Origin of the sequence: Bacillus sp. FSL P2-0069 (assembly GCF_038593315.1) — a bacterium.
In the GTDB taxonomy this organism is placed as follows: domain Bacteria; phylum Bacillota; class Bacilli; order Bacillales; family Bacillaceae; genus Bacillus; species Bacillus safensis.
Genome location: NZ_CP151984.1, coordinates 3606093 through 3629078, shown reverse-complemented (window position 1 = coordinate 3629078; position 22986 = coordinate 3606093). Strand labels below are relative to the sequence as shown.

General features: G+C 43.2%; 16 protein-coding genes and 4 tRNA genes. 12 read left to right on the top strand and 8 right to left on the bottom strand.

Annotation, left to right across the window (positions count from 1 at the left end):
- Window position 1: 1 nt before the first annotated feature.
- Genes NSQ34_RS18530 through NSQ34_RS18505 form a run of 6 tightly spaced genes read right to left on the bottom strand, consistent with a single transcriptional unit; the run spans window position 2 to window position 12619 of the window.
- Window positions 2-7150 carry an amino acid adenylation domain-containing protein gene (locus tag NSQ34_RS18530; RefSeq protein ID WP_342501005.1) on the bottom strand — a complete coding sequence of 2383 codons (7149 nt, stop codon included), beginning with the start codon at window positions 7148-7150 and terminating at the stop codon, window positions 2-4.
- A gap of 15 nt (window positions 7151-7165) precedes the next feature.
- The gene (locus NSQ34_RS18525; RefSeq protein ID WP_342501004.1) at window positions 7166-8074 is read right to left on the bottom strand and encodes an isochorismatase family protein; all 909 of its coding nucleotides are present in this window, start codon (window positions 8072-8074) and stop codon (window positions 7166-7168) included.
- An 18-nt stretch (window positions 8075-8092) separates the two neighbouring features.
- Window positions 8093-9712: a (2,3-dihydroxybenzoyl)adenylate synthase gene (locus tag NSQ34_RS18520; protein ID WP_340891122.1), complete on the bottom strand. Its 1620-nt coding sequence runs from the start codon at window positions 9710-9712 to the stop codon at window positions 8093-8095.
- Window positions 9713-9739: 27 nt separating this feature from the next.
- Window positions 9740-10918, bottom strand: a complete 1179-nt coding sequence (gene dhbC / locus NSQ34_RS18515; RefSeq protein WP_342501003.1) for an isochorismate synthase DhbC — start codon at window positions 10916-10918, stop codon at window positions 9740-9742.
- A gap of 26 nt (window positions 10919-10944) precedes the next feature.
- Window positions 10945-11730 (bottom strand): 2,3-dihydro-2,3-dihydroxybenzoate dehydrogenase, encoded by a 786-nt coding sequence (locus NSQ34_RS18510; protein ID WP_217008626.1) that lies wholly within the window; start codon window positions 11728-11730, stop codon window positions 10945-10947.
- 4 nt (window positions 11731-11734) lie between these two features.
- Complete coding sequence (locus NSQ34_RS18505; RefSeq protein WP_034283606.1) at window positions 11735-12619, bottom strand: alpha/beta hydrolase-fold protein; 885 nt, start codon at window positions 12617-12619, stop codon at window positions 11735-11737.
- Window positions 12620-13153: 534 nt separating this feature from the next.
- Here NSQ34_RS18505 and NSQ34_RS18500 point away from each other — a divergent pair.
- Entirely contained in the window at window positions 13154-13372 is a 219-nt protein-coding gene (locus tag NSQ34_RS18500; protein WP_034283605.1) for a hypothetical protein, read from the top strand.
- 161 nt (window positions 13373-13533) lie between these two features.
- On the opposite strand, the gene NSQ34_RS18495 is transcribed toward NSQ34_RS18500, so the two are convergent.
- Window positions 13534-14391: a hypothetical protein gene (locus NSQ34_RS18495; protein ID WP_268456246.1), complete on the bottom strand. Its 858-nt coding sequence runs from the start codon at window positions 14389-14391 to the stop codon at window positions 13534-13536.
- A 108-nt stretch (window positions 14392-14499) separates the two neighbouring features.
- On the opposite strand from NSQ34_RS18495, the gene NSQ34_RS18490 reads away from it, so the two are divergent.
- From NSQ34_RS18490 to NSQ34_RS18465, 6 genes are all read left to right on the top strand, one after another.
- Window positions 14500-15456 (top strand): DUF4885 family protein, encoded by a 957-nt coding sequence (locus NSQ34_RS18490; RefSeq protein WP_342501002.1) that lies wholly within the window; start codon window positions 14500-14502, stop codon window positions 15454-15456.
- Between the two features lie 213 nt (window positions 15457-15669).
- Window positions 15670-17034: a replicative DNA helicase gene (dnaB, locus tag NSQ34_RS18485; RefSeq protein ID WP_003214779.1), complete on the top strand. Its 1365-nt coding sequence runs from the start codon at window positions 15670-15672 to the stop codon at window positions 17032-17034.
- Window positions 17035-17163: 129 nt separating this feature from the next.
- Window positions 17164-17577 carry a VOC family protein gene (locus tag NSQ34_RS18480; protein WP_065215020.1) on the top strand — a complete coding sequence of 138 codons (414 nt, stop codon included), beginning with the start codon at window positions 17164-17166 and terminating at the stop codon, window positions 17575-17577.
- 255 nt (window positions 17578-17832) lie between these two features.
- Window positions 17833-19122, top strand: coding sequence for an adenylosuccinate synthase (locus NSQ34_RS18475; RefSeq protein WP_024424032.1), 1290 nt, complete (start codon window positions 17833-17835; stop codon window positions 19120-19122).
- A 136-nt stretch (window positions 19123-19258) separates the two neighbouring features.
- A complete protein-coding gene (locus tag NSQ34_RS18470; RefSeq protein WP_070326250.1) occupies window positions 19259-20392 on the top strand; it encodes a DUF418 domain-containing protein in 1134 nt (377 codons plus the stop codon).
- A 13-nt stretch (window positions 20393-20405) separates the two neighbouring features.
- A complete protein-coding gene (locus NSQ34_RS18465) occupies window positions 20406-20615 on the top strand; it encodes a hypothetical protein (protein WP_070326249.1) in 210 nt (69 codons plus the stop codon).
- 28 nt (window positions 20616-20643) lie between these two features.
- Here NSQ34_RS18465 and NSQ34_RS18460 read toward each other — a convergent pair whose 3' ends face one another.
- Window positions 20644-21168: a peroxiredoxin family protein gene (locus NSQ34_RS18460; protein ID WP_024424031.1), complete on the bottom strand. Its 525-nt coding sequence runs from the start codon at window positions 21166-21168 to the stop codon at window positions 20644-20646.
- Window positions 21169-21512: 344 nt separating this feature from the next.
- Here NSQ34_RS18460 and NSQ34_RS18455 point away from each other — a divergent pair.
- From NSQ34_RS18455 to yycF, 5 genes are all read left to right on the top strand, one after another.
- Window positions 21513-21588: transfer RNA gene (locus NSQ34_RS18455), tRNA-Lys, on the top strand.
- A 6-nt stretch (window positions 21589-21594) separates the two neighbouring features.
- A tRNA-Glu gene (locus tag NSQ34_RS18450) sits at window positions 21595-21666 on the top strand.
- An 82-nt stretch (window positions 21667-21748) separates the two neighbouring features.
- Window positions 21749-21825: transfer RNA gene (locus NSQ34_RS18445), tRNA-Asp, on the top strand.
- A 27-nt stretch (window positions 21826-21852) separates the two neighbouring features.
- Window positions 21853-21925: transfer RNA gene (locus NSQ34_RS18440), tRNA-Phe, on the top strand.
- A 347-nt stretch (window positions 21926-22272) separates the two neighbouring features.
- Window positions 22273-22980 (top strand): response regulator YycF, encoded by a 708-nt coding sequence (yycF, locus tag NSQ34_RS18435; protein ID WP_024424030.1) that lies wholly within the window; start codon window positions 22273-22275, stop codon window positions 22978-22980.
- Window positions 22981-22986: the final 6 nt, after the last annotated feature.

Below are 22986 nucleotides of genomic sequence, written 5' to 3'. Positions count from 1 at the left end.
CTTAGTGCTTTTGTTTGACCCGATGCAGTGCGTTGTCTAAGATGACACCAATTTCTGCTAGGGGTTTAGGCTGGCACATGTCTTTGTGCCGGCAATGAATGTCGTGCTGTTCGATTGTTCCGTTGATATAAGGTGCCCATGCTTCGGGATCAATTGGTGTAAACCAATCTGGGATAATGGTAGATCTAAAGAATAATATGTCCCCCTGATAAGTTTTTGGCTGATATTCTCCGAGCAATCGAACTGAATTCACATAGGTTTCTTTTAGATTTCTAATGGCATCTTCATTTAAGCTAGCTAGTGCACTGCCATCTTTTTTCAAGATGTCGATGGCACTTTTCATCGTGAGCGGTTCACCTGTTAAGGTATCTGGATCATAACCGCCAAGCGCAAGAAGAGCGATTAGTGCTTCTTCTTCATCAGGTGCTGCTTTAATCGGTAAGAAATGGTTCGGATAGGCATCCAGCATCGCAACGAGTGCGATTTCTTCACCTTGCTTCTGGAGCTGTGTAGCCATAGCCTGAACAACGTTTCCGCCTAATGACCAGCCAAGAAGATGATAAGGGCCTTTTGGCTGAATCGTTTGGATGTGCTTGATGTAATCCGCAGCCATATCATCTAGTGTGTGCGGGTAGTCATCTTTTCTTGCGATTCCTCGAGCCTGTAATCCATAAATAGGGATGTCTTTTTCTAATGTATTCAAGAGACCTGCATAGCACCAGCTAAGACCACCTGCTGGATGAACACAGAAGAGTGGATATCTTTCTCCATTTGTTCGCAGCGGCAGCAAGATGTCTAGTGCGTTTTCATCGCTTCCTGTTTCTAGTTTCTCTGCCAAACTTGCCACATTTGGTGCTTCAAACAATGTTCCAATGCTTAGTTTGACACCAAGTGCATCACGAATGCGGCTGATTAAACGAACTGCAAGCAGTGAATGCCCGCCAATGTCAAAAAAGCGATCGTCTATGCTGATTTTAGGCAAATCAAGCACCTCTTCAAAGAGATGACATAGGATTTCCTCTTTCGGGTTTCTAGGGCCGCGGCCATCTGCTTGCTGCATATGCAATTGAGGTGCTGGCAGTGATTTTTGATCAAGCTTCCCGTTTGCTGTAAGCGGCATGGCGTCAATCTGTACATATGCCGCGGGCACCATGTAATCAGGAAGACTGGCTGCTGCAAAATGACGAAGGGTTTCAGTATCGAAACGGTCTTCTTCAGTTGTGACGATATATGCGACTAAGCGTTTGTCGCCAGGCTGATCCTCTCGCATCATGACGGCAACTTGTGCAACTGCATCGTGGCGTGCCAGAACGGCTTCAATTTCTCCAAGTTCAATGCGAAATCCGCGTATTTTAATTTGATGATCAGATCTGCCAATGTAATCAAGAGCCCCTTCTTCTGTCCAGCGCGCAAGGTCGCCTGTACGATACATCCTTGTGCCAGGTGCCCCATATGGATCGGCAGGGAATCGATCTGATGTCAGGTCAGGTCTGCCTAGATAACCTCTTGCAAGGCCAGCTCCAGCTACATACATTTCACCTGTCGTCCCAGGGGGAACAGGCTGCAGGTATTCATCTAGTACGTACACGTGTAAATCAGGAATCGGTTCGCCTATTAAACTGCTGGAGTTCTTTGTGATCATATCTCGATTGAGTTCATTGTACGTAACGTGTACGGTGGTTTCTGTGATGCCGTACATGTTAATGAGCTTTGGCTTACAGTCTGAGTGACGGCTGTACCAATCTTCTAATCTGCTAAGCTCTAATGCTTCACCGCCAAAGATGACATAGCGGAGTGATAATGCTTGGCCTAGTGTTTGTTGTTCCTTGTCTATCTGCATGAGCTGATAGAAGGCAGAAGGTGTTTGATTAAGTACAGTCACGCCTTCCTCAACTAGAAGCTGCAGCATCTCTTCTGGGGAGCGAGAGATGGTATGAGGTACAATGACAAGCCGGCCGCCATATAAAAGTGGTCCCCATATTTCCCATACTGAAAAATCAAAGGCATATGAATGGAACATTGTCCAAACATCTTCTTCATCAAATTGGAACCAATGTTCAGTAGATGTCAGAAGACGGATGACATTTTGGTGTGGGATGACCACTCCTTTTGGTTTCCCTGTAGAACCGGATGTATAAATAATATAGGCCGGATGCAGAGAAGATAGCGGCTCAATTCTGTCTATATCAGCTGGATTGTGATTTGGCGTAGTCAGCAATTGATCGCTCGTTTCCTTTTCGTCTAACAAAATCAAATCGCAATCAGCAGGGAGGTGCATTGCATCTGCTTTTGTTGTGATGCTGCAAACGGGTTTGGCATCTTGTATCATGTATGCCAGCCTGTCTGCTGGATAATCGGGATCAAGCGGAACATAGGCTGCGCCTGCTTTATGAACGGCTAATAAGCTTATGAGCATATCGATTGATCTAGGCAGGGCAAGTGCAACGAACTGTTCTGGTCCAACGCCTCTTTCTATTAATAAATGAGCAAGACGATTGGCTTTGTTGTTTAACTCACCATAGGTCAGCTGCCTCTTGCCATCCGTTACTGCGACTCGATCAGGAGATTGCTGCGCCGTTTTTTCAAATAAAGCCGGGAGACTATGTGCTTGGTCTAACTGAGCAATTGTCTTTTTGTCAGGGAGAAATGTTTGCCGCTCTTTATCTGATAAAATGTTCACTTGACCAATCGGCAGATGCGGGCGCTCAGCTACCTCTGTTAAAAAGCGCTTCATTCTGTCAGCGATTGCTCGAATGGTGCTTTGTTTAAATACATCTGTGCTGAATTCAAACAATCCTGTTAATCCCGCTGCTGACCCAGTTTCCGTTCTTTGTTCTGCCAATTCGATGGTCAGATCAAATTTAGCTGACCCTACTGGTTTCACGTAAAGATCTGAGTCAAGTTGTGTCAGCTTCATTTCTGCCTTCGGTGTATTTTGGAAGGCTAGCATGACCTGGAACAATGGATTTCTTGATCTGGACCGGGTTGGGTTTAGGATTTCAACTAGCCGTTCAAATGGCAGATCCTGATGCTCATAGGCTGCTAGGTCAACGTCTCGCACTCGCTTCAATAGCTCACTAAAGGTTGGATTACCAGCTGTATTTGTACGTAATACTAGTGTGTTCACAAACAAGCCCACAATATCGTCAAGTGCATCGTCATTCCGTCCAGCAATTGGACTGCCGATTGGGATATCTGTACCGGCCCCAATGCGTGTCAGTAATGCTGCAAGTGATGCTTGAAGCACCATGAACAAACTCACTTGATGCTGCTTTGCAAGCTCAAGGAGGTTCTGATGTAAAGCGGGTTCAATCGTAAAGTCTATCGTCGCACCGTTGAAGCTTCCTTCCTGTGGACGCGGGAAGTCATAAGGCAGTTCAAGTTCTTCAGGCAGGTCATGTAAGGCATCTTTCCAATAGCTGAGCTGCTTGGCAAATAGACTATCCGCCTTTTCTTCACTGCCCAACAGCTTCTGCTGCCAAATAGCATAGTCAGCATATTGAACAGGTTCTGCTGGCAAGGAGATGGATTTTCCTTGTATACGGGCTTCGTAAGCAGCAGCTAAGTCTCGCGTCAATGGTGCAAGTGACCAGCCGTCACCAGCGATGTGATGCAGCAATAGAAGCAGTACGGATCGGTTTGCATCAAGCGTGAATAATTCAGCTCGAAGTGCAGGTTCTTCTTCAATCTGAAAGCTATAGCGAATGGCTTCGTTTAACTGATTCTCAATTTGTTGATCGCTTGAAGCTGTGACATGGAGTTCAGGCTGAACACTTTTCGGGTGTAAAATGACCTGTCTTGGCATGCCGTTCTTATCTGGAAAAATGGTTCTAAGGGTTTCGTGTTTTTCAGTGATATCTGCCAGTGCACCAATGAGAGCTGTTTGATCTAGTGTACCTGTCAGCTGAATGACAAGTGGAATATTGTAAGTTGGACTTGGCCCTTCAAGGCAATGAAGGAACCAGAGCCGTTTTTGGGCAAAGGATAATGGAATTTCATCTGGTTTGTCTTCAACCTGAAGCGGCGGCCGAATGTCCTTCGCTTTGTCAATGTGCTGCGCAAGCTCAGCAACCCGAGGCGATTCAAAAATGGTACTCATGCTTAGGTCTGCGCCAAGTGTATCGCGTATACGTCTAAGCAGGCGAGCGGCGAGTAAGGAATGTCCTCCTAAGTCAAAGAAACTATCATCTATGCCAATTTGAGATAGGCCAAGGGTTTCTGCAAATAAACTACATAACATGTCTTCTTGTGGTGTTCTAGGTGTACGCTCAGAACTAACTAAAGACATATTTGGTGCTGGTAATGCTTTGCGGTCGATTTTGCCGTTTGGTGTAAGTGGAAGTTCTGGTAACACGACAACAGCAGAGGGCACCATGTAGTCAGGAAGTAATGCAGCCGCAAACTGCCTGAGCTCTGAAGGGTGCAGAGAAGACCCGTCTGTCAGCACAACATACGCACAAAGCAGCTGCTGCCCAGGTTGATCCTCACGAACGATAACAGATGTATGCTTTATGGCTTGATGCTGCATCATCACTGTTTCAATTTCACCTAGTTCAATACGGAAGCCGCGGATTTTAATTTGATGATCGGCACGGCTGATATAATCAATTGAACCATCTTCACGCCATCTGGCTAAATCACCAGTGCGATACATTCTCGTGCCTTTTGTGCCGAATGGATCAGCGACAAAGCGTTCAGCCGTTAAATCATATCGTCCAAGATATCCTCTGGATACTCCTTCACCTGCAATATAAAGCTCACCGATTGATCCTGCTGGGACTGGGTTTAGTCCTTCATCTAAAATGTAAATGCTCGTATTCCAAATGGGTTTACCAATTGCCGGTCCACTATTTTCTCGATGTGCTGTGACATTTTCCATCGTAGACCAGATCGTCGTTTCTGTAGGTCCGTACAAATTAGTAATGTCACATTGAAGAGATTGCAATGTGTGCAAAAGGGAGGCAGGGAGTGCTTCACCTCCAACAAGAACACGCATACCTGTGATCACATCAGGGTATTCATCTGCCAACGCATGCCACAACGTTGGTGTTGCCTGCATGATTGTGACATGATGAGAACGAATCATGTCTGAAAGCTTTGCTGGTTCTTGTATGGTTTCTTTTTTTGCCAATAAAATAGCAGCCCCATGTAAAAGCGGTAGGAACATTTCCAGCCCAGAAATATCAAAGGCAATGGTCGTTACCGCTAAAAGCTGGTCTTTTTGATCTAATAAAAATGAATCTTGCATGGACAATATAAAGTTGATCACATTTCGTTTTGTTACTACAACACCCTTTGGTTTGCCTGTCGATCCTGACGTGTAGAGGATGTAAGCTGGGTGATGTGGAGAGCCCTCGCTCCAAGCCGGATTGATGTGCGGACTGTCTGCTATCTCCTGATGAACAGTTGAATCATCCAGCTGAACGATGTGCGGATGGTCCAAACCGTCTGCTGTCTCTTTGACTGTGAGCAAGCACGCTGGTTTGGCATCTTCTAGCATATAGGCGACACGATCGTTAGGATAATCAGGGTCTAGTGGCAGATATGCGGCTCCCGTTTTGACGACGGCTAATAGACTTACGACCATATTGATGGACCGAGGCAGAGCAATTGCGACAAATTGTTCTGGTCCAATGCCATGTTTTTTCAAATAATGAGCTAATTGATTAGCCCGCTGATTCAACTCTTCATAGGTCAAAGTAATTCCTTCAAACTGTAATGCTTTTGCTTGTGGTGTTTTGCTCACCTGTTTTTCAAATAGTTCCCGCAAAGATTCCTGTGGTAATTCTTGTTTTGTATCATTCCAGTGCTTGAGAATGTTCTCTTTTTCTTTAGACAAAAGAAGGTTGAATTGACTGATCGTCTGATCTTCCTCTAGTCCGGTTATTTCCTCCAGCAATTGCAGAAAACGCTGCTGATGAGCGTCAACTGCTTGCTCTTTGTAAACGGCAGGGTTTGCATCAAAGTCAATTTGAAATCCGTTCCCATCCGCGCGGTCGTATATGTTAATCGATATATCATCCACGGGTCCTGCTGAAAGGTTATGTGCTTGACCAATACTTTGATCAAACACGAGATCATAATCAAATGGCATGATATTGATCTGTGGGCCAAATAATCGCTGATTTCTTCCGATGAGTTTAAAGTCTCTCCGCATGTCCTCGTGACGATATCTTTGATGAGGGCGAATGGCTTTTAATTCATCAGATACTTGCCGAACAAGAGCTGAGAGTGTCATTTCTGGTTTGCATGTTAAACGAAATGGTACCAGGTTCATGACCATTCCGGGTGTTTGTAAGGCGCACGATCCAAGGCGCATCATCACAGGAAGCCCTAAAACAATATCATGTGCACCAGTCATACGATGCATATATAATGCGGATGCTGCAAGGATCATTTCATGCCACGTACCACCGAAGGCTTGAGCATTTCTTTTCATTTTGCTTACCTTTTCGGCATCGAAGCCAGCCGTTTTTCGAATAAAATGATCCGACGTTCTTGGTGCAAGCTCAGCAAGGCTGACAATTTCAGGTTGATCAGCAAAGCGATTTTTCCAAAACGCTCGATCAGCTTCATATCGATTGGACTGTCGATAAGTGGACTCCTCTTGAACTACGTCATGTAAGGCTCCAAATGTTTGAGGAGGCACAGGTGTCCCTTGCGATAAGGCTGAATAGACCTCAGCAACACGACGTGCAATGAGCGAAAAGGCGAATCCATCAATGGCAATGTGATGAATGCGCTGATACCAGATAAATCGGTCGTCAGCAAGCTGAAAAAGTACTTCACGGAATAATACATCTTTCTCTAAAGAGACTGGTGTTGAAAGATCTGCCTTCATCCATGCTTTAGCCGCATCAAGTGGCTGTTTTTCATTTTGTAAATTGACATATTGAAATGGGATTTCTTTCTTAGATGTCATCCATTGCTTTGGACCGTCAGTATCTTCAATGAAGTGCATATACAAGGAATCTGCTTCTAAGACAGTCTTTCTAATGGCGGCTTCAAAATGTATGGGATCAATAGGACCTTTAATATCTATATACTCAGCTGTATTGAAAATAGGATTAGCTGGATCAAGCTGCTGCGCATACCAAATGCCTGATTGGGCACCGGTTAGTGGGAATGAATCGACTGACTGGATCGACAAGGGTCTATACCTCCTTTACAAGTAATCGATATTTGGGATAGATGGCTGCTTTTCTGGGAAAAGAAGAGTCCGCCAATGAGCGAGCGTTGGATTTGCTGCAAGCTCAACGAAATTGACTGCCGCTCCTTGCTGCCTCCACTTTTCCGCTAGGCTCATCATTCTAATAGAATCAAGCCCAAGGTAGACGAGATTCTCATCAAGCGGTATTTCATTTGGATCGATTTGGAGATACTCAGCTACTTGGTGAACGATGGCCTCAAAGGATAAATCATCACTGTTTGCTTCTTGTCCTGTTAAATGACTGATGATTTGGTTTGTCGTTGTGGTGACTGCACAGCGTTCAGCTGCATAGGTCATGGCCATTTTGTGATGTTTCAGTGAAAAGTCAGCGACGGCATCGGCGACAAAAAAGGTTTCAATATCCAGCATGAATGCTTCTGCGGCTGTCAGCATACAGCCAATATGTGCATATACGCCAGTAATGATCAGTTGATCACGCCCGCCTTCTTGAAGAATATCCAAAAAATTAGATTTCTTGAATGCGCTATAACGCCATTTTGTCAGCATTGTATCTGCCTCAGATGGAGCAAGCTGATCAATGATTTTTGTCAATGCTTCATCATCACCAAGTCCAGGTCCCCAAAAATCTGTTAATAAGGCACGATCCTTCGGGTCTTGGTCACCAGGTTGCGCTGTATAGACGACGGGGATTCCAAGTTCATTGCATGTATCACGTAATTGTTGAATATGCTGCACTAACTCTGTGATCGGTGATGTATCTTGTTGAAATGCATTTAAAAAATATTGCTGCATGTCATGTATCAGCAGAACAGCACGTTTCGGATCTGGTATCCAGTTCACTTTATTTTCGGGTAAATCTTGTGTGCTTGGCATTGGATATGCAGGAATAGTAGGGATTGCCATGGTTTTCACTCCTCTTTTTTATACGTTGGCAGTATGGGTTGCAGCTAATTCTCTTAATGCTTTTTTACTGACTTTGCCTACACCTGTTTGCGGGAACGCATCGATCCATTCAATGCGGTCGGGAATTTTAAAGGCTGCGAGCCCGCGTTCTCTTAGAAATGATTTTAAGATGTGCGGTGCTGGTTTGTTGTTTCCTTTCGCGATAACAAAGGCACATGAGCGTTCGCCAAGAAATGGATCTGGCATAGACACCATGGCGGCATCATGAATGTCAGGATGCGCAAGTAAATGGTTTTCAACTTCTTCAGCGGCAACTTTTTCGCCGCCACGATTGATTTGATCCTTGTCTCTGCCTTCTACAACAACATTTCCTTCTTTGGTTAATCGCACGATGTCACCTGTTCTGTAAAAGCCATCGGGTGTAAATGCTTTTTTGTTTTGTTCATCGGCTTTATAGTAGCCGCGAATCGTATAAGGTCCTCTTGTTAAAAGATGTCCAGCCACTTCATGCGGGACGGGCTTGTCCTCATCATCTACCACTAGTACCTCATCATATTCAGACATTGGGCGTCCTTGTGTATGAATAATGACATGTTCAGGATCATCTAATCTGGTATAGTTGACCAGACCTTCTGCCATGCCAAAAACTTGCTGTAACTTACATCCAAGTGTAGGCTTCACTCGTTTTGCTGCCTCAGCACTGAATTTAGCACCACCGACTTGTAAGACTTCAAGACTCGATAAGTCATCTGACCGATGAGGAGCGGCCTCTAGCCAAATCAATGCGATAGGTGGAACGACAGCGGTAATGGTCGCCCGTTCTTTTTCAATGAGTGGAAAGACGACATCAGGGCTTGATCCAGGTGCAAGAACGACTCTTCCGCCTGCGTATAACGTTCCAAGGACGCCAGGCGAGCTTAATGGATAGTTGTGCGCAACTGGAAGTGCAGCTAGATACACACTTTCTTGTGTGAGCTCGCACACCTCATTGCTTTTCCAAAGACTATAAATATAGTCATCATGTGTACGAGGAATGAGCTTTGAAAGGCCTGTGCTGCCTCCAGATAACTGAAGAAACGCAATATCGCTTGCCTCTACATGAATTTGAGGATCAAGAGCTGGGTCCTTTCGCAGATCATCCAAGCAAAGGAATTCCTCAGCTTCCCCTGCAACAATGACATGAGGTAATGAGGGAAGCTTTTCTTTCACTTGACGTGCGAGTGATCGATAATCAAAGCTGCCATCAATATCTGGTATGACATATGCATCTGCTTCGGCAAACTCAATAAAATAAGTGATTTCACTGCTTCTATGAGATGGCAGAGAGAACACGGGTAAAGCACCGATTCGAAATAAAGCGAAAATGACTTCAAAAAAAGCAGGAATGTTAGGAAGCTGCACGACAACTCGACTGCCTTTTTGAATTCCAAGCTGATGAAAACCGGCAGCAAGACTGCTGACGCGTTCGTCAAGTTCTTGGTAGCTTATGTGCGTATCAGCGTATGTAATGGCTGTTTTATTTCCTAACGATGCGGCGCGTTCACGAAGCATACCGCCAAAGGTTTCCCCACGCCAACAGCCGTTTTCACGGTAGCGTTTTGCAAATTCTTCTGGCCATGTAGGTGGTTGAACAAACATGTTTTTGTCATCTCCTATTTATTTTTATCACTGATGGATGCCCATCGCGTGAAGCATCGTGTTGAATTTTGCAGATGTTTCAGCTAGCTCTTCTTCTGCCTTTGATCCTTTGACCACTCCTGCACCAGCAAAGAGACGTAGGGAGTGACCCTCAGCTTCTGCACAACGAATGGTGACAATCCAATCACCATCACCATTTGTATCTGCCCAACCGATCATTCCTGTGAAAAATCCTCGATCGAAGGGTTCAATCGCTTGAATGGCTTCACGTGCATCTGCTGTAGGTGTTCCGCATACTGCGGGTGTTGGATGAAGGCTAAGTGCCAAATCAATTGAGGACACACTGGAATCTATTAAGTCACCTTTGACCACAGTAGATAAATGCCACATCGTTTCTGTTTGAATGACGGATGGTGATGCAGGCACATCTAGTATATGACAGTATGGAGTAAGCGCTTTAGTGACAGCTTCAACAACCACTGCGTGCTCGTGTAAATCCTTCGCTGAGGTAAGGAGTTCATCGCGGCGGCGCTGGTCTTCTACTGGATCTGAACTGCGCGGCCGGGAACCAGCAAGTGGATTGGAAATCACAGATGAACCGGTTTTAGAAAGGAGCAGCTCAGGGCTTGCCCCAAGAAGTGTGCGCTTTTGGGAAGACTTCGGATCAGCTACATTTGCAGCAAACGTATAGCCAGTCGTATTATAACGAGCCAGTCGTTCGAGTATTGTTTTCGTAGGAATGTCTTGATTTGATTTGAGATGGAGAGATCGAGAAATGACGATTTTGCTAAGCTCTCCTTTTTCAATTTTAGCTAATCCTTCGTTCACACCATTCATGTAGACTTCAGGAGAAGGGTCAGGTGTCACCTCATAGGATGGCGATGCCGCTTCTGACTCCTCATCACCTTGTTGAAATTCGAGTGGATCACTAAACTGTACATGGACTGGTACATTTAAACGAACGGGCTGCGCCGGATCAAATGGGACAGCACCAGCCACAATCGGTGTTTGAATTCCAGCTTGTTTGGCATCTTCAAATACGTGCGCTACCCTTGTGGATAGTTCATTTAGCTGATTGGTTTCAATATGCTGGAAAATCCCTTCGGCAAGTATCGTGCGTTTAGGTGAAGCAAGAAAAAAAGCGCCTGGCTGATAGTCTTGAAGCAATTGTACTTTTTCTTCGGACGACAATAATGAATGTTTCATGAAAAGGCCTCCTTTTAAATGAAATGCTAGATTCCGAGTGTTGCGCCGCCATCAATCGTGAGATTCTGCATCGTAATATGACTGGATTGCTCAGATGCAAAGAAAATGACTGCATCAGCGATATTTTGAGGATCAGCGATTTTTTGTAAAGGAATACCGGTTTTATACGTCTCTAGTGAACCTTTAATCACCTGATTTTCTCCTTGTTTATCAGGCCATAAAGCCCATTGCATAGGCGTTGCGGTAGACCCAGGAGAGACGACGTTGCACCTGATTCCATAGGCAGCCAGTTCTAATCCAAGCGTTTTTGTAAATGAAGTGGCTGCTGCTTTTGAAGCGGCATAGGCAGCCATATTCATTCTAGGAATGGCACCTGCGTTAGAGCTGACGGTCACAATGACCCCTTCTGATCTTTTCATCATGTATTTGGAGACAGCTTGAGATACGTAAAAGACACCATGTGTGTTGACTGCGAAAGTTTGTTGCCAGTCATCTGCACTAAGCTGGTCAATAGAACCCATTCGAAGAATGCCTGCTACATTGACCAGTAAATAAATGGGGCCAAGCTGCTTTTCAATTTGATCGACAATGTGCTGAACAGATGCTTGATCGGTAATGTTACCTGGATAGGCAAAGGCACGTATGCCTTCATCCTTCATTTGCTGGACGGTGCTTTGCAGCTGATCTTCTTTTACGTCAACTGCTGCAATAATCGCACCTTCTTCGGCTAGTCTTTTTGCGACTGCTTGTCCAATACCCTGTCCTGCGCCTGTGATAAGGACAACTTTTTGAGATAGACCACTGTGTTTCATGTGTTCACTGCCTTTCCTTCATGTCTGTGGTTGTGAAAGGATCATCATGATAGAGTGCAAATCGAAAAGCGTCATTCATCAGCACCGGTAAAACGGACGTATGTCCTTCTTTAGGGAATTCGTGATAGGCTGTATGCAAGCCATATGGGGATAAGGGCAGCATACGATTTGCTAGTGAATTTGCATGATCATTCATTTGACACGGATGATGTTTTTCTAACTCACCTACACCTACAAGCAGCCTGACATCCATAGGCATCTGACGTATATGGCTGGTGAATTGGTGTTCTTTTTCTAGAAATAATTTTTTGTTCCAGTGGATAGAAGGACTGCCTGCAATATATGTTTGATAAGCATCAGGGTGCTCAAATAGTGTGTGTAATACAAAAAGACCGCCAAGAGAGTGCCCAAATAGTGTTTGACGACTCTGGTTGATCGGAAAGCGCTGCTCGATATAAGGCTTTACAATCTTTTCTAAAAAAGAAAAGAACGCAGAGGCGCCGCCATATGTATGGGTGGAGAAATCCTTTCTTTTGCCACCAATGGAAGCGTCAGGGCCGGTTAGAGTGAGATCATAATGCCTGAGCGGATGATAGGGCGCTTCTGTCTGATAGCCAATTCCAACAATGATGGCAGGTACAACACCTGTTTTTTCGGGTCTTCTTGACTGTAAACGAATGGCTTCGACCATTGTGCCAAAAAGTGAATTCCCATCAAGCACGTACATGACTGGAAAACCAGCCGCTGGAGGAGTAGTAGTCGGTTTAAATATAAAAAGTCTGTATGGGTGTGCTGTGATATCCAGTTGCTCCGTCCCAGGTATAAAAAAAGGACGGCTTTCTCCGAAAAGAGAATCCTCAGTACCCATTCCTTCAGGGCGTTTGGACATGTGTAAAAAATCCCCTTCCTCAAATTGACTCTCATATGCTGATAAAAGCAGGCTTGCGGATATAGGATGAGTGTAGAGATTGAAGAATGGTCCCTTCAAATGAAAATGATTCTCAATTATCACGCAAGCAAATCAAATGATAATGGTTATCAATTATGAAGTCAAATGTTCATTAAGTGGTGTAATTGATAATTTGATCTAAATTTTCGGAAAATAAAGGACTAAATAACTACCAAATGAATGGAAATAGGGAATGCCGGACTGAGTCATTTAAAAAGAGGAGAAATGCCAAAAGACCTTGACCGTCACGGGATATTTACCATTTTCTTCTGTTTGATTCAGGAATATATATAGGTTTTTCTTCTTGAAATCATTTTGAGGAAAAATAAGTCTATAGACCTTCTTGTATTTTTAGGAAAAAAGAGGAGAATTTTTCGAAAAGCTGGTGAGCATATCTCACAACTTATTCAATCTCATGCGTAAATTCATATACAATTTTCTAAGGAAGACAAGATCGAAGGGAATGTAGGCAGAATGAAAACTCCATTAGGAAAGCTAAGGCTAAAACTGCTTGAACATCAGTTCAAACTGAAAAATACGTTTACAGTGGAAGAATATCATGAAATGAAGCAATCATTACATGATATACGGATGACATTTGCGGCCTATGAACAATGGGATTTATACCAGCGGGCCACCGATATGATCACCATCCTCCTCTTTCAACACGCCCTCAAGCAAAACCACCATTAACACTTTCACTTTTTATGAGCAGCGTATTTCTTATGAAAGGACGGTGCTGTTTTAAAGTTGGCCAAATATCATATAGCATCAAAAATGCGGAAATGAAAAAAGTAAGGGATGTCCCCTTACTTTTTGATCAATTGGTGTACATGTCTGTAAACACCATTCAATTAGAATCCATCTGTGACATCATATTCGTAACGAATATCGGCTTTGACATTGCTCATAGTAGATCTCGCAGTAGCCTTTGCGTTGTACTTAAAGCTCCATTTTTGAGCTACTTTTAATTCATCTTCCAGTGAAATACGATAAGACCCACTTGTTGCAGATGAAAAAAGTGATTGGTTCCAAATCTTGTTTTCATCAGCCATCAGTTTGTGTGTGACATTTCCTTGGTTAGGCGATTGGGTACTAGTTGTTGAAATCGATTTAACGATAGCATTGTTAGGAATAGAAGAATTGTTCGTTAAATCCATTGTAATGACAGAAGAATCAACACCTGCTAGATTCAAAGATGAATTCCCCAAGTTGGTAGCAGTCCCGGTAAAATTGAATGTCCCATTCCCAGATTTGATACGATCTTGAATGGAGACAGTAAAATACATATTCCCTGTATATGAGCCACGGGTCACTTTCACAAAATAAGTTTCTGAAGTTGAAGTAACGTCACCAGTATTTGCAAATATAAAGGGTGTTACTGAATCAGGATTAATCACTCTTGACCCTGGTTTAGAACTCTTCGAATTATATACCTCGATTTTCATCCCCGTATATTGCTTATTATACGAACTTCGCACATAGACCCTTTCACCCTTATTGATCGTGAACTGATAATACGCTTCATTTTCACCTTCAGGTAAGATTGTTGTATCTGGGCGACTATTTTTCCAATATCCCATTGAGCTTGCTGTGTTAGGGCTGTTATTCCCCGTTATCGCTGCTTCTGCTGAATTAGGTGCAAAAAGACTAGTAATAAGCACTAATACTAATGCAGGTAATAAAAAAAGTTTAAAGATAGTATTTGTCATATTTTAACCCTCCTTGTAATAATTACTATATCGGATCAAAACTAACAAATTTTAACTTAATTGCCGATATATTTAATAATCACTAATTTTTTTAAAAGGAGAATCAAAATGAAAATTAATACGTCGTACACGGCAGGTGCTTTAAACAATCAGAACCGAATAGACTATAAGGGTCAATCAGCTATTAAAAGTACAAATGAGGTGATGACCGAATCTGATAGACGGATGAAAATACTAGATGAAAAATATGAAAAAATAAATGAACAAAATAAACGTTTCAAAAATCCTCATGGTCATATACACGATAAGTATCGAAATCCACGCTCGCCTTATTTTAGGAGTGATCTAACTAAAGTAGAAAGAGAAGCTGCATATACGATGGAGATTGGCTGGGCTAATTCTGGAAAAGGAGGTCAATATGACTTTAATGACGCCATCTTCCGTAACGAAAAACGGTACGATCCTACTCAAGAAAGCGTAGAGAAAAAAATATTCAATCGGCAAAAGGTCAACGAACAAATACAAGATTTATTCTCTAAAAACGGTATAACCATTCCTAAAAACACAAATCTCACTTTTACCATTGACCCGAACAATTTTAAATTGGTGGTAAGTGGTTCAAAAGACGAAACGCTGATGAAACAAATAGAAGACTTATTAAATACAACCAACAATACAAGAGAATTATTTTTCCATATCATGAAAAGCAGAAATGATGATTCTACTCAATTCACACCGGATTCTCTGGCAAAGTTCCATCTTGTTAATCAAATCAAAACGGTCACAGGCTTCAATTTAAAGGATTTAAGCATTGTAAATGGTCAATTTGTAACGGATAACGGAACGAATATTTTTGATCTATACAAAGAAGAACTTCTTAAAAATCCATATACAGCAGAAAATGCGCGCATTGCCGCTTCACATTACGGTGCACAGCTATTTGACCTAGCGAAAAACGGGTTTGATTCCATTCCAGATTTGGTTTTATCTATTGGTTATCAAAACGGTTCTTTACAAGACATTGGGCAAAAAGTGAATTATGGGGTTAAGAAAGCGATAGATTAACAAAACTTGAACGATGACAGATACAAAATCATTAGCGATAACGAAAGACTCTATAACAATTGATGTTACAGAGTCTTTTCTATTGAAATGCGCTGGTTTGCACAAAATATCAACATGGTAATTTTGACTATAGTCGATGTTTTTCACTTTTTTATTGATGAAAATGTTAAAATGATGAGTAGCGTATTTTTTTATGAAAGGACGGTGCTTGGCATGACGGAACTTCTCGATGACCGGCTGCCGCCGCAAAATATAGAAGCCGAGCAGGCCGTATTAGGTGCTGTTTTTTTAGAACCATCTGCGCTAACGCTCGCTTCTGAGGTATTAATTCCAGAGGATTTCTATAGAATGTCGCATCAAAAGATTTACAATGCGATGCTTGTACTTGGCGATAGAGGAGAACCGGTCGATCTTGTCACGGTGACATCTGAGCTTGCCAATACAGATTTACTAGAAGAGGTAGGCGGGATTTCGTATTTAACCGACATTGCGAACTCTGTCCCAACTGCCGCAAACATTGAATACTATGCAAAAATTGTAGAAGAGAAATCCATTTTAAGACGTCTGATCCGTACGGCGACAACCATTGCACAAGATGGGTATACGCGTGAGGATGAAGTAGAGGACCTGTTGAGCGATGCGGAAAAGACCATTATGGAAGTGGCGCAGCGTAAAAACTCAGGAGCCTTTCAAAACATTAAGGACGTTCTTGTTCAAACATACGATAATATTGAACAGCTTCATAACCGTAAAGGCGATATCACAGGGATTCCAACAGGTTTCTCTGAGCTTGACCGGATGACAGCTGGATTCCAGCGAAATGATTTAATCATTGTAGCGGCTCGTCCATCAGTAGGGAAAACCGCCTTCGCATTGAACATTGCCCAAAATGTCGCGACCAAAACGGACGAAAGTGTTGCTATCTTTAGTTTAGAGATGGGTGCTGAGCAGCTCGTTATGCGTATGCTTTGTGCAGAGGGGAATATCAATGCACAAAACCTAAGAACCGGTAATCTGACAGAAGAGGACTGGGGCAAGCTGACAATGGCGATGGGCTCGCTGTCAAACAGCGGAATTTTCATTGACGATACACCTGGAATCAGAGTAAGTGAAATTCGCTCGAAATGCCGCCGATTGAAGCAAGAAAATGGTCTTGGCATGATTCTGATTGACTACTTGCAGCTCATTCAAGGGAGCGGGCGATCAAGCGATAACCGTCAGCAGGAGGTTTCTGAAATCTCTAGGGCATTAAAATCGCTGGCAAGGGAGCTTGAAGTTCCGGTTATTGCCTTGTCTCAGCTTTCCCGTGGGGTAGAGCAGCGTCAGGACAAACGTCCGATGATGTCTGATATTCGTGAATCAGGAAGTATCGAGCAGGATGCCGATATCGTGGCATTCCTTTATCGTGATGATTACTATGACAAAGAATCAGAGAATAAAAACATTATCGAAATCATTATTGCCAAACAGCGTAACGGTCCAGTTGGTACAGTATCACTGGCGTTCGTCAAAGAATATAACAAATTCGTCAATCTGGAAAGAAGATTTGATGATGCGGGTGTTCCGCCCGGTGCTTAAAGCCCAGCTCAAGAAGCTGGGCTTTTTTGGTTGATCTACATCGAAAGAATGATTGAAAAAACAATCAAAATGAGGAGGAGAGAGAAAAAGAGAGAGCGTATACTAAAAGGAGAAAAGGAGTGAAGACTGATGAAATTTCAACAGTTTGAAGCCGCTCAATTACGTATCGCACGCCCAACTGTCAACATGAAAGAGGTTGTTTCCTTTTATGAAGAAGGCTTAGGGCTCAAACGAATAGGCTCATTTGATCGGCATGAAGGGTACGATGGTGTGATGCTCGGGCTGCCTCACCAGCATGTTCATTTAGAAATCACCAAACATGAAGAAGAAGACAGCCTGCCCGTCCCGCATCCAGAACAGCTGCTTGTTTTCTATATTCCAGATGCAGAAGAATTTCAGCAAATGAAAGAGAGATTGCTCTCATTTGGCGGACGCCATGTCACCTCTACGAATCCATACTGGGACCGGGGAGGAGCAACCATTGAAGACCCAGATGGGTATCGAGTTGTGCTGATGAACACAGATGGTATTACACCTGTTTAAAAAAGACGCCCATTGTTGGGGGTCTTTTTTATGTTGATGAACAGCTGGAAACGGTAAAAAGTTGTTTTTGCTCAAAATCTCCATTTTTAAGCACTGGAAAAGTGATTAAAGCGCTTTTCTTTATATTTAAAACGAACAAAATTTGATTTCGAGATATTAATGTTCGGATTTCGCGTTGACTTTTTCGTTGTGCATTGATAAAATAAATGTGTTTGAAAGAGATAACGTTTTGAAAGGTTAACGGAGGTGCACGATATGTCTTCAGTAGTCGTAGTAGGTACGCAGTGGGGTGACGAAGGGAAAGGGAAAATTACCGATTTCCTTTCAGAAAATGCAGAGGTGATTGCCCGTTATCAAGGGGGAAACAATGCAGGTCACACGATCAAATTTGATGGAGTGACATACAAGCTACACCTCATTCCATCCGGTATTTTTTATAAAGAGAAAACTTGTGTCATCGGTAATGGAATGGTGGTTGATCCTAAAGCGTTGGTCACTGAGCTTGCGTATCTTCACGAACGGAATGTGAGTACAGATAACCTCAGAATCAGCAATAGAGCCCATGTTATTCTGCCTTACCATTTAAAATTGGACGAGGTAGAAGAAGAGCGGAAAGGGGCTAATAAGATCGGTACGACGAAAAAAGGAATCGGACCAGCTTATATGGATAAAGCTGCCCGCGTTGGTATCCGCGTCGCAGATCTATTAGATCGTGAAGTATTTGAAGAGAAGCTTGCACGTAATCTAGAAGAGAAAAATCGTCTCTTAGAGAAAATGTATGACACAGAAGGCTTCAAGATTGAAGATATTTTAGACGAGTATTATGAATATGGCCAGCAAGTGAAAAAATATGTCGTAGACACATCTGTTGTTTTGAATGATGCACTAGATGAAGGCCGCCGCGTGCTATTTGAAGGAGCACAAGGGGTCATGCTTGATATCGATCAAGGGACATACCCATTTGTGACGTCATCTAACCCAGTAGCTGGAGGCGTGACAATTGGTTCTGGCGTAGGACCAACGAAAATTCAACATGTAGTCGGCGTGTCAAAAGCGTACACAACACGTGTTGGAGATGGCCCATTCCCAACAGAACTCCATGATGAAATTGGCGATCAAATTCGTGAGGTTGGCCGTGAATACGGTACGACAACTGGACGCCCGCGCCGTGTTGGCTGGTTTGACAGCGTTGTTGTCCGTCATGCACGCCGTGTGAGCGGAATTACAGATTTATCTCTTAACTCAATTGATGTACTAACAGGGATTGAAAAATTGAAAATCTGTGTCGCCTATAAATTGAATGGAGAAATCACAGAGGAATTCCCAGCAAGCCTAAATGAATTAGCGAAATGTGAGCCTGTCTACGAAGAAATGCCAGGATGGACAGAGGATATTACAGGTGTGAAGAACTTAAGTGAGCTGCCTGCAAATGCCCGCCATTATTTAGAACGCATTTCACAATTAACAGGTATTCCTCTTTCCATTTTCTCAGTCGGACCAGATCGTTCACAAACGAACGTTGTCCGCAGCGTGTACCGTCCATAAGAATAGATTGATGAAGCACCAGTAAAATCTCGCATTTTACTGGTGTTTTTTTGTTTAAATATTCCTTAATTTCAGTAGAACGGACTTCCGGTCATTACCAAAATATGATAACTGTATAGGAGGAAGGAGCGTTCTAGTGAAAGAAAGAATACGATTATTAGATATTTTACGAGGTTTTGCCATACTAGGCACCTTGGGAACGAACGTCTGGTTTTTTGCGTATGCAGGGGATACCTTTGCGACAGATCAGATTGCGGATGAATATGAAAATGGCAGTTTTCTAGAAAGTCTTGTCTCCATGTTCGTTTATGGAAAAATGCTCTCGCTGCTCACGATCATGTTTGGTGTTGGATTGGAGCTGAAATACCAGCAGGCAAAAAGGAAGGACACGCCTTGGCCGGGTACTTATTTATGGATTCTTTTATTTTTATTTATCGAAGGCTTTGTCCATTTTACGCTTGTGATGGAATATGATGTGCTCATGAGCTATGCCGTTACGGGGCTGCTTGTGGCTTACATTGTACGGGGAGGAAGCAGGCGCATCAAAAAGGGCATGATTTTCTCAGGTGTGATTCATCTGCTCGTGATGTCATGTCTGATGCTGTACTCCCTCTCTGAAATGGAGTCAGTGACCGATGATCAAAGCGGTGAACCGGCGCTGGAAGAGCAGCTGCCAGAGACATGGATCTCGCAGGTTCAAGAACGGTTACAATACTTCTTCATGTACCGAGAAGAAGCGGTCTTTATCATTCCAATGAACACATTTCTGTTTTTATTGGGTGTGCGGATGATGAGAGCCGGTGTATTTTATGCAAATGAACGCGGACAATCTCTCCGGCAAATAATGTTCCGAATCGGACTGTGGGTTGGTCTGCCGCTGAATGCACTAGTCTTCGTTTCGAACGATCTAGTGGAATTTGTGGTGCGCTACGTCTTTTCACCATTCCTCTCTATTTTCTATATAGCTGTCATTGCGAAGCTCCTCGCGCGCAAGGAGTCATGGTTCATATGGACTTGGTTTGAATATGTAGGGAAAATGGCGCTCAGCTGCTACATCCTGCAAAATGTCATCTGTTCCATTCTTTTTTATAGCTGGGGATTGGGTCTTGGCGGTCAAATCAATGCGCCCCTTATTGTATTGGCATGGCTGTTGATTTCACTTCTGCAAATCGTGATTTCAGCAGTTTGCCTAAAGGTTTGGAGAATTGGACCAATGGAATATATCCGTTCACGGGCACTTCGCAGGGTGACGATGAAACAAGCATCATAAAGGGGAGAGCACAATGTTTTTTAAAAAAATGACGAAAAGAGAACAAGCGAATACACATAAAGCAGCTGTGCCGGCATTTGTCTTTTATCTTCTGGTATTAGGAGGGCATGCGCTGTACGCGTTTTGCCAAGGTGACAGACCACCGGTTACTTTTGTCATTTTAATGGCGGGACTCCTTGTTTTTTTCTCCGCTGACTGGCTATTTAACAAAAAATGTTCATAAAAAAGCCCTCATCGCGAGGGCTTTTTCCTTACTTCAGGCTTTTATATTGGCCTTTTAAATTTTTACGGATGTACTGGATGATTTTGCGTAGTTCGTTGGCGTGCGGTCTGCCAAACGGACTTGTTTGTCTTTGCTGATAGAGCACTTGACCTTTTTCATTTAATAAGAAATAAGCAGGTTCACCGTGCACCCCATGATCTTCATATGGGGCATCTTCCCCGTGATAGTGGACTTCATATGCTTTTAATGACGTGAGATCATGGTCATACATGATCGGGAAGGACAGTCCCTCTTTATCAGCAAATGCCTTCAAGTCATCAGGGTTATCCGTTGAAATCGCCATCAAGTGAATATCCTTGTCCTGAAAATATGACTGCTGCTGTTCGAGCTCTTTTAATTCTTCTACACATACCGGGCACCAAGATCCTCTAAAGAAAACGATCAGGTGCCAGCTTTGATGCTCCTCTAAATGTTTGTCGAAATCAATGTGATCGCCCTGTATTGTTGGAAGTGAAAAGTTGGGCATTTTATCTCCTAATTTGAATGAACTCATACTGCTTCCTCCTTTTTCAATGACAATGTCACTTGTTTCATGTATAGCCATTTTTGAGCGGCCTGAAACGTGTCTATGTGTTTAAGTAGGCAGTGGTCACCCGAAAAGGTGCATCAAAATTGAAGGCGGTTGCAAAAATGGGGGCTTTGGCAGGAGATTTCAAATCCGACACTTTTTTTAAAAAAATGTCGAAAAACGTATTGCCATATGTATTTACTCTATGATATTATAAATCTCGTTGTTGCAAAGGTCTCTGAAACTTGTTAGGATGCGATGTTCCAGCTTTTTTAAAGCGATTGGTTTGGCGCAATACAGCTTCTTCAGATTCACTTTTCACAAGCCGAGAGCCATTAGCTCAGTTGGTAGAGCATCTGACTTTTAATCAGAGGGTCGAAGGTTCGAGTCCTTCATGGCTCACCATGTATTGGCCCGTTGGTCAAGCGGTTAAGACACCGCCCTTTCACGGCGGTAACACGGGTTCGAATCCCGTACGGGTCATTGATTTACTTTAGCGTTAAGCTAATTTTTTCCTCACTTGCTTGAAGGAGCACCACGATTGCTTTTTCGGGCAAGTTACTGAGGTCCGGTAGTTCAGTTGGTTAGAATGCCTGCCTGTCACGCAGGAGGTCGCGGGTTCGAGTCCCGTCCGGACCGCCATTTATACATATTCATCTTTTTGATGATGGCTCGGTAGCTCAGTTGGTAGAGCAACGGACTGAAAATCCGTGTGTCGGCGGTTCGATTCCGTCCCGAGCCACTTCCAAACGCATCTGCAATCGCAGGTGCGTTTTTATTATGAAAAGAAGGCATAAAAAGGGAGAAGCCGGACCTAGGTAGGGCCCGGCTCCATAAGAAGAAGACGTTACATCTATATAGACGGCTGGTGATTGGAAAAGTTTCAATAAAAAAGGAAAAAGTCATCAATTTTTTCGAGCGGCGCCTTCCTATCCAACGTTTACTAGAAAAGAAAGCCGTTATTATTTTTATCTTTGCCTCGTAAAACGTTATAATAGACAGTGAGCCTTTTTTTCATAAATGGAAAAGGTGTAATGATACATGCAAAATGGAATGACATAGATGCTAAAAATGCAGGAGGAAATCACAATGGAAAAAAAGATTCTTGTCGTAGATGATGAAAAACCGATTGCTGATATATTGGAATTTAATTTAAGGAAAGAGGGCTATGAGGTTCATTGTGCATATGATGGAAACGAAGCCCTTGAAATGGTAGAAGAAATCAAGCCGGACATTATTCTGCTCGACATTATGCTGCCGAATAAAGATGGTGTTGAAGTGTGCCGTGAAGTGAGAAAGAAATATGATATGCCGATTATCATGCTGACAGCAAAAGACTCTGAAATTGATAAAGTCATCGGCCTTGAGCTTGGCGCAGATGATTATGTGACAAAGCCTTTCAGCACACGGGAGCTGCTTGCCCGCGTGAAAGCGAATTTGAGAAGACAAACCGCTGCTCCGCAGACGGAGGAAGAATCTGAATCAAATGATATTGAGGTTGGATCACTTGTTATTTATCCAGATGCGTATGTGGTGTCTAAGCGCGAGGAAACGATTGAATTGACGCACCGTGAGTTCGAACTGCTTCATTATTTAGCGAAACATATCGGACAAGTCATGACACGTGAGCACTTGCTGCAAACCGTATGGGGCTATGATTACTTCGGAGATGTCCGTACAGTAGACGTCACAGTCCGCCGTCTTCGTGAAAAGATTGAAGACAATCCTAGCCACCCGAGCTGGATCGTGACAAGACGAGGCGTAGGCTACTATTTAAGAAACCCAGAGCAGGACTAAGATTCT

Excerpts from the sequence above, each read along its gene's own strand:
- NSQ34_RS18490 (WP_342501002.1), top strand. The coding sequence starts at position 14,500 with ATGAAAATTAATACGTCGTACACGGCAGGTGCTTTAAACAATCAGAAC.
- yycF (WP_024424030.1), top strand. The coding sequence starts at position 22,273 with ATGGAAAAAAAGATTCTTGTCGTAGATGATGAAAAACCGATTGCTGAT.
- NSQ34_RS18480 (WP_065215020.1), top strand. The coding sequence starts at position 17,164 with ATGAAATTTCAACAGTTTGAAGCCGCTCAATTACGTATCGCACGCCCA.
- NSQ34_RS18500 (WP_034283605.1), top strand. The coding sequence starts at position 13,154 with ATGAAAACTCCATTAGGAAAGCTAAGGCTAAAACTGCTTGAACATCAG.
- NSQ34_RS18460 (WP_024424031.1), bottom strand. The coding sequence starts at position 21,168 with ATGAGTTCATTCAAATTAGGAGATAAAATGCCCAACTTTTCACTTCCA.
- NSQ34_RS18465 (WP_070326249.1), top strand. The coding sequence starts at position 20,406 with ATGTTTTTTAAAAAAATGACGAAAAGAGAACAAGCGAATACACATAAA.
- NSQ34_RS18520 (WP_340891122.1), bottom strand. The coding sequence starts at position 9,712 with ATGTTTGTTCAACCACCTACATGGCCAGAAGAATTTGCAAAACGCTAC.
- NSQ34_RS18505 (WP_034283606.1), bottom strand. The coding sequence starts at position 12,619 with ATGTCCAAACGCCCTGAAGGAATGGGTACTGAGGATTCTCTTTTCGGA.
- NSQ34_RS18525 (WP_342501004.1), bottom strand. The coding sequence starts at position 8,074 with ATGGCAATCCCTACTATTCCTGCATATCCAATGCCAAGCACACAAGAT.
- dnaB (WP_003214779.1), top strand. The coding sequence starts at position 15,670 with ATGACGGAACTTCTCGATGACCGGCTGCCGCCGCAAAATATAGAAGCC.
- NSQ34_RS18510 (WP_217008626.1), bottom strand. The coding sequence starts at position 11,730 with ATGAAACACAGTGGTCTATCTCAAAAAGTTGTCCTTATCACAGGCGCA.
- NSQ34_RS18495 (WP_268456246.1), bottom strand. The coding sequence starts at position 14,391 with ATGACAAATACTATCTTTAAACTTTTTTTATTACCTGCATTAGTATTA.
- NSQ34_RS18475 (WP_024424032.1), top strand. The coding sequence starts at position 17,833 with ATGTCTTCAGTAGTCGTAGTAGGTACGCAGTGGGGTGACGAAGGGAAA.
- dhbC (WP_342501003.1), bottom strand. The coding sequence starts at position 10,918 with ATGAAACATTCATTATTGTCGTCCGAAGAAAAAGTACAATTGCTTCAA.